This window comes from Arthrobacter sp. MYb23 (genome assembly GCF_002979775.1).
Taxonomy (GTDB): Bacteria; Actinomycetota; Actinomycetes; order Actinomycetales; family Micrococcaceae; genus Arthrobacter.
Window position 1 is genome coordinate 1 of record NZ_PCPR01000044.1, and the last position, 14,382, is coordinate 14,382.

12 protein-coding genes and 1 pseudogene are annotated in these 14,382 nt (G+C 62.3%); 6 read left to right on the forward strand and 7 right to left on the reverse strand.

Annotated elements, in window-relative coordinates; translation table 11 throughout:
• The first annotated feature begins 82 nt into the window (after positions 1-82).
• Positions 83-1,591 (forward strand): APC family permease, encoded by a 1,509-nt coding sequence (locus tag CQ020_RS23575; protein WP_105694267.1) that lies wholly within the window; start codon positions 83-85, stop codon positions 1,589-1,591.
• A gap of 130 nt (positions 1,592-1,721) precedes the next feature.
• Here CQ020_RS23575 and CQ020_RS23580 read toward each other — a convergent pair whose 3' ends face one another.
• On the reverse strand, positions 1,722-3,089 hold the full coding sequence (locus CQ020_RS23580; protein WP_105694268.1) for an MFS transporter: 1,368 nt from the start codon (positions 3,087-3,089) through the stop codon (positions 1,722-1,724).
• Between the two features lie 238 nt (positions 3,090-3,327).
• Positions 3,328-4,161, reverse strand: a complete 834-nt coding sequence (locus CQ020_RS23585) for an alpha/beta fold hydrolase (protein ID WP_105694269.1) — start codon at positions 4,159-4,161, stop codon at positions 3,328-3,330.
• A gap of 95 nt (positions 4,162-4,256) precedes the next feature.
• Between CQ020_RS23585 and CQ020_RS23590 the strand changes: the two genes are divergently transcribed.
• On the forward strand, positions 4,257-4,829 hold the full coding sequence (locus CQ020_RS23590) for a TetR/AcrR family transcriptional regulator (RefSeq protein ID WP_105694270.1): 573 nt from the start codon (positions 4,257-4,259) through the stop codon (positions 4,827-4,829).
• Between the two features lie 37 nt (positions 4,830-4,866).
• Here the strand turns inward: CQ020_RS23590 and CQ020_RS23595 are convergent, their stop codons facing one another.
• On the reverse strand, positions 4,867-5,370 hold the full coding sequence (locus tag CQ020_RS23595; protein WP_105694271.1) for a hypothetical protein: 504 nt from the start codon (positions 5,368-5,370) through the stop codon (positions 4,867-4,869).
• Between the two features lie 175 nt (positions 5,371-5,545).
• Here CQ020_RS23595 and CQ020_RS23600 point away from each other — a divergent pair, with 175 nt between their 5' ends.
• The 4 genes from CQ020_RS23600 to CQ020_RS23615 all read left to right on the forward strand — a co-directional run bounded on the left by CQ020_RS23600 (position 5,546) and on the right by CQ020_RS23615 (position 10,413).
• The gene (locus tag CQ020_RS23600) at positions 5,546-6,847 is read left to right on the forward strand and encodes a sodium:proton antiporter (RefSeq protein ID WP_105694272.1); all 1,302 of its coding nucleotides are present in this window, start codon (positions 5,546-5,548) and stop codon (positions 6,845-6,847) included.
• Between the two features lie 290 nt (positions 6,848-7,137).
• The gene (locus CQ020_RS23605; RefSeq protein ID WP_105694273.1) at positions 7,138-8,445 is read left to right on the forward strand and encodes an ice-binding family protein; all 1,308 of its coding nucleotides are present in this window, start codon (positions 7,138-7,140) and stop codon (positions 8,443-8,445) included.
• A 4-nt stretch (positions 8,446-8,449) separates the two neighbouring features.
• Positions 8,450-9,199, forward strand: coding sequence for a class F sortase (locus CQ020_RS24635; RefSeq protein ID WP_258142180.1), 750 nt, complete (start codon positions 8,450-8,452; stop codon positions 9,197-9,199).
• Between the two features lie 59 nt (positions 9,200-9,258).
• A complete protein-coding gene (locus CQ020_RS23615; RefSeq protein ID WP_105694275.1) occupies positions 9,259-10,413 on the forward strand; it encodes an App1 family protein in 1,155 nt (384 codons plus the stop codon).
• Positions 10,414-10,416: 3 nt separating this feature from the next.
• On the opposite strand, the gene CQ020_RS23620 is transcribed toward CQ020_RS23615, so the two are convergent.
• From CQ020_RS23620 to CQ020_RS23635, 4 genes and pseudogenes are all read right to left on the reverse strand, one after another.
• Positions 10,417-12,141, reverse strand: a complete 1,725-nt coding sequence (locus tag CQ020_RS23620; RefSeq protein WP_105694276.1) for a PHP domain-containing protein — start codon at positions 12,139-12,141, stop codon at positions 10,417-10,419.
• A gap of 100 nt (positions 12,142-12,241) precedes the next feature.
• Entirely contained in the window at positions 12,242-13,282 is a 1,041-nt protein-coding gene (locus CQ020_RS23625) for a metallophosphoesterase (RefSeq protein WP_105694278.1), read from the reverse strand.
• 186 nt (positions 13,283-13,468) lie between these two features.
• On the reverse strand, positions 13,469-13,945 hold the full coding sequence (locus tag CQ020_RS23630) for a SipW-dependent-type signal peptide-containing protein (protein WP_258142181.1): 477 nt from the start codon (positions 13,943-13,945) through the stop codon (positions 13,469-13,471).
• 71 nt (positions 13,946-14,016) lie between these two features.
• Positions 14,017-14,382: pseudogene (locus tag CQ020_RS23635) on the reverse strand (hypothetical protein); the annotation flags it as partial.

Below are 14,382 nucleotides of genomic sequence, written 5' to 3' on the forward strand. Positions count from 1 at the left end.
CCTTCGCACCAGTCGTCAAGACACCTTCCCTTCCCACCCTTCCTGCTCAGTAGCAAACTTAAGCAGTAGCAAAGGATCGATCATGGATCAGCCAGTAGCCTCAACGCGACTCGCGCAAGAGCAAAGCAAGCATCTGCAAAAATCCCTGGGCCGCTTCGACATTCTGTTGTTGGTGGTTGCAGCCGTCATCTCCGTGGAGGTCCTGGGCCAGGTTTCCGGCTTCGGCGGGGAGACTTTCACCTGGACGCTTATTCTGGCCGTCACGTTCATGGTTCCCTACGGGCTCATCTTTGCCGAGACCGGCGGCGCTTTCACAGAAGAAGGCGGCGTCTACGTGTGGACAAAGATGGCCTTTGGCCGCGTGGTTGCAGCCATCACGTCCCTTTTCACCTGGGTGACGCAGCCCGTGTGGGTGGGCGGGGCCATGGCCTTCGTCGCGGTGGAAACGTGGTCCGAGTATGTGGGCCACGTGGACGCCGGCAGCCCGGTGGATTACTTTTTCAAGCTGCTCTTCATCTGGATCACGGTCACGTCAGCAATCATCAGCCTGAAGCACGGCAAATGGCTGCCCTCCCTGGGCGCCATCCTCAAAGTCGCGTTTCTGACGTTCTTCATCATCGTCACCATGATTTACGGACTGCAGCACGGTTTCAACGGTTTGGACCTGGGCTTCTTCTCGCCAACCCTGGCCGGTTTCCTGGGTGTCACTCCACTGCTGCTGTTCTCCTTCCTTGGTTTCGAGTCCGGGAACAGCGCCGCAGGAGAAATGAAGAACCCCGCCAAGGACGTTCCCATCTCGGTGGCCCGGTCCTCCATGATCGCCGCCGCGAGCTACCTGCTTCCCATCCTTGCCATCCTGCTGGTGGTACCGCTGGACAAGATCACCGGCATTGGCGGGCTGTTCGGGGCGATCGCCACCGTCTACACAGTCTTCGGTCCTGCTGCTGAGATCATGCTGTCGGTGTCCGCTGTAGTCTTCTGCTTCATCCTGGTCTCGCAAGGTGCTGCCTGGATGATCATCAGCGACCGCATGCAGGCCATGGCTGCGGCAGACGGCTCCTTCTTCGGTGGATTCTTTGGCCGCTTCCACCCCAAGCTGGGCACGCCAATCCGCGTCAATACGCTCTCCGGTGTAGTGGCCACGCTGTTCATGCTCGCGGCCATGCAGCTCAGCGGCACCAGCAGCGCACTGTTCGGGGTGGTCCTCTCCATCGCGATCTCGACGTTCCTGCTCAGCTACCTCATGGCAATCCCGGCAGCAGTGAAGCTCCGGAGCAAGTACCCCCATGTTGACCGGCCGTTCAAGGTGCCGGTCTCCGATCTGGGTTTCCGTATCCTCGGGTACATCTGCTTCGCGTGGATCCTCATCGGGTCCTGGGTGGCAATCTTCCCGGGCACACTGGATGTGCTTTTCGGCTTGCCATACGACTTCGAGGCAACGTGGGGCGTCTCGCAATTCACCTTCGAAGCCTTCGCCCTCGGCACCCTCGGTTGCATCCTTGCCCTGGGACTCGTGGGATACGCACGCGGCAAGAAGGTGCGGGATGCGGTAGCGCCGGTCAGCGAGAGGGCCGAGCTGGTCAACGACTAGCTGCGAGTTCGCCGGAGATGTGCGAAATCGCCGGAAGGGCCCAGCGATCTGGAGCCTTTCCGGCGATCTCGGTGCACGGACGGCGATCTCGACGGCGGCCGCCCCCACCGTCGCGCTCGGGGGACCCGGTCTAGCGGGTTTCGAGATCCTCGAGCGATTTGCCCTTGGTGTCCGAGGACAAGAGGGTTGCCACAGCGGACACAGCGCAGATGCCAAGCGTGGTCAGGCCAATGACCAAGGGGATGTTGGCTGAGCCCGGGGGAGCGATCGCCGTGAACAGGCTGGGGAAGAAGGAAGCGATCATGAGGCCGATGTTTTGGGAGACGGCGAAGCCCGTGACCCTCATCCGCATGGGGAACTGCTCCTGGAAGAACGTGGCGAAGGTGGCGTTCCACATCTGGAAGAGGATGCCCTGCACGATCACGACGCAGACGAACACCAGGGGCAGGCTGCGCTGTTCGATCGCCCACAGGTATCCGACGGTCAGCAGACCGCCGGCGATGCCACCGGCCACCATCAGGGAGCGTCGGCCGATTTTGTCGGAAAGGGCGCCGAATAGCGGGATGGTCAGCACTGCGGCCACGTTGGCGGCCATGGTCACCCAGAGGAACTCGCTGCTGGAGAATCCGATGCCGTAACCCTTTTGGGTGGCGAAGGAGACGCCGAAGATGAGCGTGGCCATTCCGATCACGTTGGTGAAGGTCATGATGACGCAACGGACCAGAACCCAGGGGTGGGTGCGCAAGAGGTCTACCAAGGGGAAGCGCCGTTTAGCGGTGGCGTCGTCGGACTGGGCCAAGTATGCCGGCGGCTCTTCCACGCGGCGGCGGATGACATAGCCTGCGATGATCACCACGGCACTGAGCAGGAACGGCAAACGCCAACCCCATGAGTGAAACTCCTCGTCAGGGAGGAGGGCAGCGAGCGGAATCAGGACAGCTGTGGCCAGGATGGATCCTACTTGCGTACCTTGCAGGCTGAAGCTGGCGAAGAAGCCGCGCTTCGCATCAGGAGAGTGCTCCACGATCATGGCGCTGGCGCCGCCGAGTTCTCCGGCGACGGCGAATCCCTGGATCAGGCGGAGGATCACCAGGAGCACAGGGGCGAGGAGGCCCACCTGTCCGTACGTGGGCAGGAGGCCGACAGCGAAAGTAGCGAAGCCCATGAGCAGCATCGCGAAAACGAGCACTTTCTTGCGCCCGTGCCTGTCACCGTAGGCGCCCAGGATCACGGCGCCGAGCGGGCGGGAAACGTACCCCACGGCGTAGGTGGCCAGTGAGGCGATGATGCCGACGGTCGGGTTCTCCGTGGGGAAGAAGATGGTGGGGAACAGGAGCGTGGCCGCCAGTGAGTACAGGGCGAAGTCGTAGTACTCCAGGGCGCTTCCGATCCAACCGCTCATGGCGGCTTTCTTTGGATCTTTGTGGCCGCTGGCTGGTTCGGTCCCGGCGGTGGGTTCGGGGGAGGTGCTGAGATCCCTCCGGTGCGTGACTGTCACGTCGCTGTACTCCTCTGGCGTCGTTGGCAAGGAACAAGAACTCTTCCCATCCAGGACTGAACAAAGTGGTTATTCAGTGTGAGGAAGGTTACATCTTGAATCGATTCATAAAGCATAGGACGTGACGTGCGCTACGTCAACGCGCGACGGCGGCAGCCCACCCTTGGTTCCGCTGGAACCAGGGCGGGCTGCCGCCGTCGTGCTCGTTTTTAGTTGTGTTTATTGAGTCCGGCGGCGGTTACTTGGCAAGGAAGCGCAGCAGGATGTCGTTGATTTCAGCGCCGTGCGTCCACAGCATGCCGTGCGGCGCGTCTTCAATTTCCACGTACTCGGCAGATGGCAGGCGCTTGGTGAACTCGCGGCCGGTGGCATCGATCGGCAGGATGCGGTCGTCGGTGCCGTGGACGATCAGCGACGGGACGGTGACCTTCTCGATGTCTGAGCGGAAGTCCGTGAGCCAGGAATCCACCACCGCGAAGGAGGCGTACCAGGACGAGCCGGCGGCCACGTTCCAGGAATTCCGCAGGGCTTCTTCGCTGAGGCGGTTGCCCAGGAAGTTATCGGTGTTGAAGAAGTCGTTGTAGAAGTTGGTGAACCAGGCGTAGCGGTCCTCGATCGCGGCGCTGCGGATGCCGTCGAAGACTGACGACGGAACGCCGGTGGGGTTGTCGTCGGTCTGGAGGAGGAACGGTTCGAGGGAGGCGAGGAAAGCGGCCTTGGCGATCCTGGCTTCGCCGTAGGTCCCAAGGTAGCGCCCAACTTCCCCGGTTCCCATGGAGAAGCCCACCAGCACTGCGTCCTGCAGGTCCAGGGTCTCAAGCACGGTGTTGAGGTCGGCTGCGAAGGTGTCGTAGTCATAGCCGGTGGTTGGTTTGCTGGACTTTCCGAAGCCGCGACGATCGTAGGTGATGACGCGATATCCGGCATTGAGGAGGGCTGCCGTTTGCTTTTCCCAAGAGCCGCCATCCAGCGGGTAGCCATGGATCAGGACAACAGGCTGACCTGTTCCGTGGTCTTCATAGTAGAGCTCAATATCCGTGGTGTTCTCCGTGCCGACCTTGATGAAGCCCATGATGTGTCCCTTTTCTCGAAGTGGAGAACGATCGTTCTCCCTCTGTGTCCTCCATCGTAGAGAACGTTCGTTCTCATTGCAAGTAGAATGGGAGTATGGATATTTCCGAGGTTCGCGAACGCATCGTTGCTACTGCCGACGAGCTCTATAACGCCAAGGGAATCCAAGCCGTTGGCATGGACGAACTCCGCTCGGCGGCAGGGGTCTCACTGAAGAAGCTCTACGGAGAATTTCCCTCAAAGAGCAGCATCGTCATGGCCGTCCTTGAGCGCCGGCATGAGTCCTGGGCTGAGGGGCTGGACTTAACTGTTCAACAAGCGGGGACGCCGCAAGGGCGGCTCCTCGCCATCTTTGACTACCTGGCGGGATGGTTCTGTCAGGACTCATTCCGTGGCTGCGGCTTCATCAACAGCTTCGCCGAGCTTGGGGCCATCAGCCCCGAGGTCGCAGAGTATGCGCGGAAGCACAAGGAATCGTTCCAGGAGTATGTGGCGCGACTGGCGGCAGAGGCCGGCGCCCCGGCCTACTTGGCGCCGCAACTAGCCATCCTGGCGGAAGGAGCCCAGACTACGGCGGCCATCGCTGGAACATCCGATGCCGCCGGGCAGGCACGGCAGGCAGCCGAAGTTCTGATCGACGCAGCGCTGAGTGCTGTTTCGACCACATAGGCCTTGCCGCTTTCGTGCCCGTCCCGGGACCGTACCATTAGCGATGCGTTGAATCGACGGTGAAGTCCTGCACCAGCTGGGGGACATTGCGCTGGCCCCCTCTCGTAAACCACTGGTTGACCGGGTAGGAGAGCCGAATGACGAAGTAGTTGAAGTACTCCACCACTCCGAAGGCCCAAATTGCCAGCACCAGCAATGTAGCCCCCGTGCCGTCGGGTCTCCACGCCAGCAGTCCAGCCAGTCCCGCTGCCAGGAGAAGGGGGTTGATGACCCGGAACGCCCGGTAGGCGCCGGCAATGTTCGACGGCATCGGCGCCCTTTTGACCCAGCCGCGCGCCAGTAGCCAATAGACGCCGGCCTGTACCAGAATGACGAGGAGCGGGATCAGGGCTGACCATAAGGCGAAATGATCGCCAGGGCCACTCAGGCGTGGCATCACAATGGTTGACGCGACCAAGGCAAAGACGCATGCAGCAACCAGCTCGCCCGTCCCCAGTTTCAGGTATTTTCCCCGTAATTCCTGACGGCGTTTCTCCAGCATTTACGTACCCTAGCAGGGGGCGCTCACCGCGATTCGGCCACACAGTTGTCAGCCGGGGGGCCTCGCCGTAGGGTGATAAGTAGTCTTAGCTTTTATCCTGTAACGTGCGGGCGGACGAGCTACTACCACGCGCTACTACCATGCGCCGTCCGGCTCGGCAGGAAGAGGGCTATACGTGTTTGAAGTCCCCAGCATCTTGTTCCTCTCGGCAGGCGTTGCGGTATTAGCCGCGGCAGTTCTGCCGAAATTGCTTCGCAATATGCCGCTTTCCATGCCCATGGTCTTCCTGGGCAGCGGAATTCTGGCTTTCACCCTGCTTCCTGACCTACCGGACCCGGACCCCGTCCTGCACGCAGATTTTACGACGCACCTGACCGAGGTGTGCGTCATCATTTCCCTCATGGGCGCCGGACTGGCCCTGGATAGACCGTTCCGTTGGCGTGGATGGTCCACTACCTGGCGTCTGCTCGGAATCGTCATGCCTTTATGCATTCTGGTGATGACGTTGCTCGGGCTGTGGGTGTTGGGACTGAGCCTTGCCGCTGCCATCCTGGTGGCCGCGGCGATTGCCCCCACAGATCCAGTACTGGCCTCCGAAGTCCAAGTAGGAAAGCCTGCAGATGCTGAAGAGGACCCGGACGAGGACGAGGTCCGCTTCGCCTTGACCTCCGAGGCCGGCTTGAATGATGGCCTTGCCTTCCCGTTTGTGTACCTGGCCATTCTCATCAGCCTCGTGGGGGCATCTCCGAGTGCCTGGTTGGGGGAGTGGGTTGGCCTGGACGTTCTGTGGCGGATAGCTGTGGGTATTCTGCTCGGTTTCGGTACCGGCAAACTTCTCAGCCTGATCTTCTTCTCCGCCAAGGTCAAAAGCTTCCGGTTGTCGGATCACTCCGAGGGCTTCGTAGCGCTCGCTGCCACTTTCCTTGCGTATGGAGTGACTGAACTGGTGGAAGGCTATGGATTCATCGCCGTCTTCATCTGCGCTGTGACCATCCGCTCCTCTGAGCGCCACCATGCCTACCACCAGGTTCTCCACAGTTACGTAGAGCAGCTCGAGCGCCTCATGACCATTGTGATCCTGGTTCTCCTTGGCGGTGCCATAGCCCGTGGGCTCTTGGAGGGGATCGGTTGGGTGGAGCTGTTGGTGGCTTTGGTGTTCCTCTTGCTGGTCCGCCCATTGGTTGGATGGCTCGGGTTGATGGGTGGCAAGACCGGCCCGCGGGAACGCCTGGCCATCTCCTACTTCGGCATCCGGGGGATCGGCTCGCTCTACTACGTGGGGTACGCCCTGACTCACGGAAACTTCGACGCCGAGGCGCGCGAGCTGTGGGCCTTGATCGCGTTGGTGGTGACGCTGTCCATTGTGGTGCACGGGGCCACCACTGCGCCGCTGATGAATCGTCTGGACCGGCTTCGGCTCGCTGCGGCCCGCAATCAGCATGGCGACGAAGGCCGGGCGCCCACCACCGCTGTTTAGGTGCCTGCTGGCCCGACTGTTCCCCCCGTTTGTCTAATTTCTGGATAAATTATTCGTGACTTTAGGGAGTGCCTTGGCAGTCAATAATCAGCATCCTGATGGTTTGAGCTGGGGCGATGCTCATTCGGCTGCGGGCACCCGCAAGATCATGCGCTCCCAGCCGCGTTCCGTTGCCCTGACCTTGCCCTATGCGCGCGGTGCTTCCGGGCGTACAGTCCGCTGTATAGCTCCCTCACATCATGTTGGGCAGTTGCTTTGGGGCGTTTGCCCCGCCGGGGGAAGGAACTGCAATGCGCCACAGTTCTGCGCAAAGAAATCCAGAGAAACTATCCACGGGATCGGGCCGTCGCGGCAACACCGCATCAGTAGGAGCGGCCTCAGGGGTTCTTCTCCTTGCAGGGGCCATCATGTTGCAACAGGCTCCTGCCTTCGCGGCAACACCGGTCAACTTGGGTACGGCGTCGTCCTATTCCGTCCTTGGCGCCACAACCGTGACCAACACAGGACCCACCACTCTCCAAGGCGACCTTGGCCTGAGCCCGGGCACTGCGATCACAGGATTTCCGCCGGGTATCGCCGCTGGAACCACCCATGCAGCGGATGCGGTGGCACTGCAGGCCCAGTCTGATCTGACCACCGCCTACAACAATGCCGCGGGGCAACCACTCACAACCAGCGTCTCCGGAGACTTGGTGGGCCGGACGCTCGTTGAGGGCGTTTACAAGTCCACGTCCTCCTTGGCGCTTAGTGGACAGCTCACGCTGGATGGCCAAGGCAACCCCGGCTCGGTTTTCGTCTTCCAAGTTGCCTCGACCCTGATTACGGCCTCAGCCAGCAGCATCGTCTTCATCAACGGCGCCCAAGCCTGCAACGTGTTCTGGCAAGTGGGCAGTTCAGCCACCCTGGGCACCGCCTCGAGCTTCAAGGGAACCATCCTCGCCTTGACATCCATCACCGCTCAAACCAACGCGGTAGTGGAGGGGCGGCTCCTGGCCCGAAACGGGCAGGTCTCCCTCGACACCAACGTGGTGACCACCCCGGTCTGCAACACGACACCCACCACCTCGGCGCCCCCCGGCACCGGAACCGCGACACCGACGGTGACGCCGACTGAGACGACGACGGTGACTCCGACGGAGACGACGACACCGACGGTGACGCCGACTGAGACGACGACGGTGACTCCGACGGAGACGACGACGGCGACGGTCACTCCGACTGAGACGACGACGGCGACCGCAACAGTTACGCCGACTGAGACGACGACGGCGACGGCAACAGTTACGCCGACTGAGACGGTGACTGCGACGGTTACTCCGACAGAGACGGTGACGGTGACGGCAACTGCCACTCCAACCGAGACGGCCACTGCCACCCCAACCGCGACGTCAACATCCACGAATCAGTCAGTTCCCTTGGCCGGAACGGGCAGGAACCAAGGCGCGAACGTGGACACCGCCCTCGCTATGTCCCGTACAGGCTCCACGAATCAGGCATCAATGCTAGGAACACTCTTCGTGGGCCTTGGCGGGGCGGGCATGCTCTTCCTTGCTACTCGGCTGTTGATGAACGGGCGCAGGGGAAGCCAGCAGGAGTAGTGCCGTGCGGCGCCACGCTGTTCAGCGGGGGAGGCATCGCCGCAGCATTGTTTCGGCGGGGCTAGCCGGGCAGCGGTGGGGTAGGGCGGCGCTCGTTGCCCTCCTCGCCGCGGTCCTGCTGGCTGCGGGGCTTCCGGGGTGGTGGTCAGCGCGGGAAACCTCCAGCAGCCCCGGTCCCGTAGCCGTTGGAGCGGCACCCAGGCCGGCTACAAGCACCAAGTACTCCCCGCTGCCAAGTCCCTCGGCCATACCGTTGGAGTCTGCTCCGGAGTACCAAGTGCCTGGCGAGGTTACTGCAGCTGAGGGGGCCGGTGCTCCTCCGCTGCACATCAGCTACGACGCAGTGGGGCTTGACCAGGGCATACTGCCTTTGACGCCGACACCGCAGGAGCTGGCCCTGAACTCGATCGTTCCGCCCCACACTCCGGACGCCTATTGGCTTAGCCCGTACGGCATGCCCGGCAAGGGGTCAACGAACACCACCTATGTTGTGGGGCACAGCCAGGAAGGCGGCAGCTCGCCCTTCAATAACATCAGCGCCCACGCGAAAGCGGGTGATCTCTTGACCGTCACCACAGCTGTTGGGACGCTGGACTTCAGGGTGGACGAGGTCACCACTGAGTACAAAGAGACTCTGCGGGACAGCAAGATCTGGGACATCGTGCCGGGTCGGCTCATTCTGATCACCTGCTATGCGGCCGATCTTTGGGGGAAGAACATCATTGTCCAGGCGAGCCCCTTGCCGGGAAGGTAGCCACTTCACAGTGGATGGGCTCACTGCGGTAGGAGGCCGGGCCGTGGAAGACTGGACGCATGTCTCCCCGCCCCATGAAACCGCGCCCCCAGTCCGACGCCGTTGACAAGCAAGGCCCGACGCCGCTGAGTAAGCCGCTGAGTAAGGGGCGCCGTCACCTCGCCATGAGGCTCGACGACGCGTGGCTCGGTTTTCAGACGCGTCTCGCGATCCGTCGTGGCCGGGTGGAAACAGTCATCCCGTACACGGGCTATGGGAGCACGTCCTGGGTGCGGGTCCTGGCGCGTGTGGTCCGCAGTGACCCCCGCGACGCCGCGGGTCACGCCAATCCGTTGCAGGAAAGCATGCGCGGCTGGCGCAACTTCACCAGTGCGCCCGTGGCCCACGCCCGTGTGAACGTGACTGTTGCCGGCACGGTTTTCGATGTGCAGGCTGACCGCGGCGGCGTGGTGGATGCGCGTATTCCGGTAGCTCTCGACGCCGGGTGGCACACCATTACGCTTCAGTCCGGAGAGTCGGAAACCGTGGAGGCTCCTTTGGAGATCGTCGCGGACGACGCGGATTTCGGCGTCGTATCTGACATTGACGACACCGTGATGGTCACTGCACTGCCGCGTCCGTTCCTGGCAGCGTGGAACACTTTTGTCCTCAACGAGCATGCGAGAACCCCCACGCCGGGCATGGCGGTGCTGTACGAGCGGATTGCCCGGACGGCGCCTTCTGCTCCAGTGCTGTACCTGTCCACCGGGGCCTGGAACGTCGCACCGACCCTGTCCCGGTTCCTGTCCCGCAATCTGTATCCTGCCGGGCCCAAGCTTTTGACCGACTGGGGTCCCACTCCTGACCGCTGGTTCCGTAGCGGTCAGGAGCACAAACGGACCTCCCTGGAACGTCTCGCGGAGGAATTCCCCAACATCAAGTGGCTGCTGGTGGGCGACGACGGTCAGCACGATGAGGCGATTTACTCCGAGTTCGCCCACCGTCATCCCGCCAATGTCAGGGCAATCGCCATCCGCCAGCTCTCGGCGGGTGAAGCGGTGCTGGCCGGTGGACGGTCAAAGTCCGGAGGCCAGCCCACGCCCGGTGTCCCGTGGGTTTATGCGCCGGATGGGGCCGGAATGTCTGCCCGGCTCGAGGAACTGGGCGTCATCAGGAACGAGGTCCGGTCCGCCGACGATCCCGAGGAAGGCGACTTGCACGCAGCCTCGGAGTGAGCACTACGCGACGTCGATAAACACCGGATTGGCGTAGAACCAGGTATCCGTCCACGGATCCGCGTCGCCGAGGTTGTCACCGTGGCGGATGGGGCCGGCAGGATCCACGGACGCCCCGTAGTATCCGGCGCCGTGGCGGTTTCCGTCGCTCCCGCGAAGGCGGAAGTAGCAGGACTTTTGCACGTCCTTGATGATGTGCTTGATGGTGAACGTTCCGGTGCGCCCGGACACGTCGATCTGCTTCCAGACCGCCGTGCCAGGGGCCTTCAACGTGTCTCGATCTGCCGCGGCACCAGTCACAGCGCCGCCAATCACATCCACGTGGGCGAGCTTTGGCATGATGCCCGCGAAGTTGCGGTAGTTCGTCGTCGTGATGGTGATGGAAATTTCGACGTCGGCACCTCGCCTCACCTGCAGGCGGGAACCCAAGGTGACGCCGTTGCGTCCGTTGCTGTTGCCAGCGCCGTTGCCGCGCACCTCGCGCACCCGTACGTCGAGGCCCTGGAGCAGGTGGCCGTGGTCAACCCACATGCGGCCATTGCGCATGGCTTCCAGGACGCCGGTGTAGGAACGCTGGGTGACTCCGGTGTGGAGGCGGCTGAACTGACCCGGCCAGTAGTCGCTGCCGCCCTGCTTTTCGCCGCTATCGAAGGGGTCGGGACGCTTGCCGGTGACGGCCCAGCGATCGAATTCGTTGGGCAGGCTGAGGTATGGCTCCTCAGCCGGGTAGGGGCCGGTTTTCCACGTGTCCTTGACCGTGAGGTGGTTGTCCGAGTTGGACGTGATCCAGAACGGCAGGCCTTCGGCGAGCATGGAGTCCCACACGCCGCCCACGGTAGCGGTGGCCCAGTCGAAACCCCCGTAGGGGCGGAAAGCATCCGCCGGGTAGCCCGGGAAGCTGTATTGGGTGGGGTTGTTGGTGTATTCGCCGCGTTGGTCGCCAGCCCTGGAGAACTGGCTGACCCCGGAACCTTGTGCGCCGGGCGCACCTTCCATGCCGATCATCACCTCGCGGGCGGCGTCGCGCCAGGCCCGGAGTTCGTGCGGGGAGTCGATGCCCAGCCGCATGGGATGGTTTGCCAGTGCTACGACGTCGTCAATGTAGCCGGAGAGTCGCTGGTTGGCCAACCAGGCGATGGCTTCCACGGCCTTGCGCTCGAACGTTTCCACTTGGGCCGTTCCGGGGGTTGGTTTCTCCCACTGGTTCAGCTTCCCGTCCCACACCAACTCGAAGGTGCGCAGGAGGTTCACTTCGTTGGGGCCCGGAGCAACAAGGACCGAGGCGTGCTCTGCACCCGGGATGTACCACTCGAGCCCTTGGAAGATCAGCAGCTCAGGGCGGGCAGCCCGCTGGGCCTTGATTTCCTTGTTGGCGTTGACTGCCCCGCCGTTGTTGGCGTGGCCGAAATTGCTGTGCTCGGTCAGGGCTATCCAGTCAACGCCGTAGGCCTGGGCCGTGTCCAATTGCTGCTTGATCATGTACTTCGCATCATGGCTGTACTGGGTGTGAACGTGGTGATCACCCACCAGCCATTTCAGTTGGGGGTCGTTCCCGCCCGGGTTCGCCATCGCAGGCCGCGCCATTGCTGCCGAGGCGGCAGTGCCGGCTGCCAGGACGCCGGCCGACTGAAGAATGCGCCGGCGGCTCAGCCCCATGATCTTCAGCTCAGCGTCGGCCAGTCCCACACTTCGGCTGTGGGTGGTGGTTTCTTCTTCTGCGGTGCACATAACGTCTTCCCTCTGTTGATTCCGGTCCCCCAGCGGGATCACAGTAGGGAAGCGGCATGGCGCGGAGGTTAACCGGGCGGGAACGATTGGGTGTGCCCTGCTAGAACAGCGGTATCTGGACTTCCTTGATCCATTCGCCTCGGCGGAAGTCGCGTGCTCTGACTATGACGCAGTCGTTGTAGACCTCTACTTGCAGGCCACTGGCTTCGCGGCCATCGAGGGCGCGCTCGCCGCCTGCGCCATTGTCTTCCCAGAGGGTCTGGACGGCGCCTGTGTTGATGACCTGGAAGCCCTGGAGGTTGCCCGTGCCGGGAACGGTCCGGCGAACTTCCCAGTCAGCCAGCTGAAGTGCCCAGTGGGTGTGGGCAGTAAAGACGAAGACGTTCTTGTACTTGCCAAGAATGCCCAACAGCCGGTCCACCTGCAGGTAGTCCTTTTTATAGAGGTTGTTGCGGGTTCCGGAAACGGTGTCCGGGAACGGGTGGTGGGTGAAGACCATCACAGGCTGGCCTTTGCGAGCCCAGTAGGCCAGGCGCTGCTCGAACCAGATGATCTGTTCCTCGCTGAGCCACACCTCGTCCCACAGCGTGGTGTCGTGGTAGTGCATGTACTTTTCAGTGCCCAGGATCAGGCCGGGAACACCGCCGAGGTCAATTTCGGTGTAGACCTTGTCCCGGCCGGTGAAGTTGAAGAAGCTCTGGAAGAGGGAAGCTTCGGTGGTTCCATTGGGCCACGTGGCTTGGGCTAGCGTGCTGGGGTTGGAGTACTTGGGTACGTAGAACTCATGGTTGCCGATTGCCCAGTGGACATTGGCCGCGTGGGTGTTGGCATCCAGGACCTTACGCACAGCCTCGTACTCAAAGTCGTAGCCCCGTGGGGTGATATCGCCATTCACCACCAAGCCCGCGCTCCGTTTGCCGGGGTTGGTTTGCTCAATGTCCTTGAGCGCCAGGTCAAAGTCGCCCAGATCTCCCTGGATATCGCTGATGACGGTGAAGACGGTGGCCTTTCCGGAGGGCCGGTTGCTGCCGTGCCCGTTTCCGGTGGCCTGCGCCGGAGACGCGACGGCGGCCGTGGCACCGATGGTGGCCAACCCTGCGATTGATGCTGCGATGGCAGAGCGGCGGCTGGGAGAGGACATGATGGAACCTTTCACTCAAAGGGATGCGTTGACCCTCAGAATGTAGGTTCGCCCGATGAATTGCCGGCAAATGGACCGTGGCCAACTTGTCATGACAGGTTGGCCATTTGGTGCTCTCAACCAAGCGCGAGGCGGCTGATTGCTTGAACCGCGGCGCGAAGTTGTATAGCTAGGCCGTCCACCCGTTCAGCAGGTCATGGTGCCTTTGAGGGGCTTACCCGTCCAGAAATTGTTGGAGCCGGGGACCTTGTAGTAACCGCGGATTTCGTAGCTCCAGGTGCCGATGATCTCGATGCCAGAACTGTACGTTCTTCCCGCAGCCTGGCTGAGGTCGCCGGTGAACTCGAGCTTGCCGGAGCGATCGTAGACCTTCACCTCGTAGTAGTTGGCATTGGCCACCGTTCCGTAGGAATTCACGGTGACTACGGTTTGCAGGCCGAAGGTGCACCGCATGGTCACGTTGGCAGTGGCTGGAGCGGGAATGATTGCGGCCGAGAACTGTGGGGTGGCGTGCTCACTGTCGGTGAAGGCAGCCATAGCGGCCGTAGGCCCGGATATCAGGCCAAGAATGACGACGGCGACGATCACCAAGGCACGGAGGAAACTGTTCCGCGGTGTCATGGTGATGGTTCTCCGTTCTGGTGAAGTGAGTGTGCTTGACATGATGCTCGCCGGGCCTGATCGGGCTGGGGGGGAAAGGAACCGATCAGACCCGGCGGGGTCGGCGGTGTTGTTTACTTGGTGGTTTCGGTGCGCTGGGTGCCGGTGAAGGCGAAGGCGATGGTGGACGTCGCGCCTTGGAAGTCGTTGTTCGCGGCGGCCGGCAACGCGGTGGTGACCTTGAGGTTGTCGGTCTTGGTCGAGGCCAGGGAGGTGAGGTTGTTCAGGGCCTTGTTCGCTGCGATCACGGGTCCGGAGGCCAGGACGGTGGTCTTGGTGCCCGCGCAGTTGTAGGGGGCGGTGGCACCGGTCCAGGCCACGGAGCAGTTTTCGATGGTCAGCTGCAGGCCATTGGTCACGTCGGTGGTGAGCAGGGAGGCGGTGGCGCCGGCGGAAGTGGTGAGGGTGACGTTGTTCAGGTCCGAGTTGCCGGTGTTGGC

Bases quoted from the DNA above. Each gene is read 5' to 3' on its own strand.
- CQ020_RS23625 (WP_105694278.1), bottom strand. From the start codon at position 13,282: ATGTCCTCTCCCAGCCGCCGCTCTGCCATCGCAGCATCAATCGCAGGG.
- CQ020_RS23575 (WP_105694267.1), top strand. From the start codon at position 83: ATGGATCAGCCAGTAGCCTCAACGCGACTCGCGCAAGAGCAAAGCAAG.
- CQ020_RS23605 (WP_105694273.1), top strand. From the start codon at position 7,138: ATGCGCCACAGTTCTGCGCAAAGAAATCCAGAGAAACTATCCACGGGA.
- CQ020_RS23590 (WP_105694270.1), top strand. From the start codon at position 4,257: ATGGATATTTCCGAGGTTCGCGAACGCATCGTTGCTACTGCCGACGAG.
- CQ020_RS23595 (WP_105694271.1), bottom strand. From the start codon at position 5,370: ATGCTGGAGAAACGCCGTCAGGAATTACGGGGAAAATACCTGAAACTG.
- CQ020_RS23620 (WP_105694276.1), bottom strand. From the start codon at position 12,141: ATGTGCACCGCAGAAGAAGAAACCACCACCCACAGCCGAAGTGTGGGA.
- CQ020_RS23630 (WP_258142181.1), bottom strand. From the start codon at position 13,945: ATGTCAAGCACACTCACTTCACCAGAACGGAGAACCATCACCATGACA.
- CQ020_RS23615 (WP_105694275.1), top strand. From the start codon at position 9,259: ATGTCTCCCCGCCCCATGAAACCGCGCCCCCAGTCCGACGCCGTTGAC.
- CQ020_RS23585 (WP_105694269.1), bottom strand. From the start codon at position 4,161: ATGGGCTTCATCAAGGTCGGCACGGAGAACACCACGGATATTGAGCTC.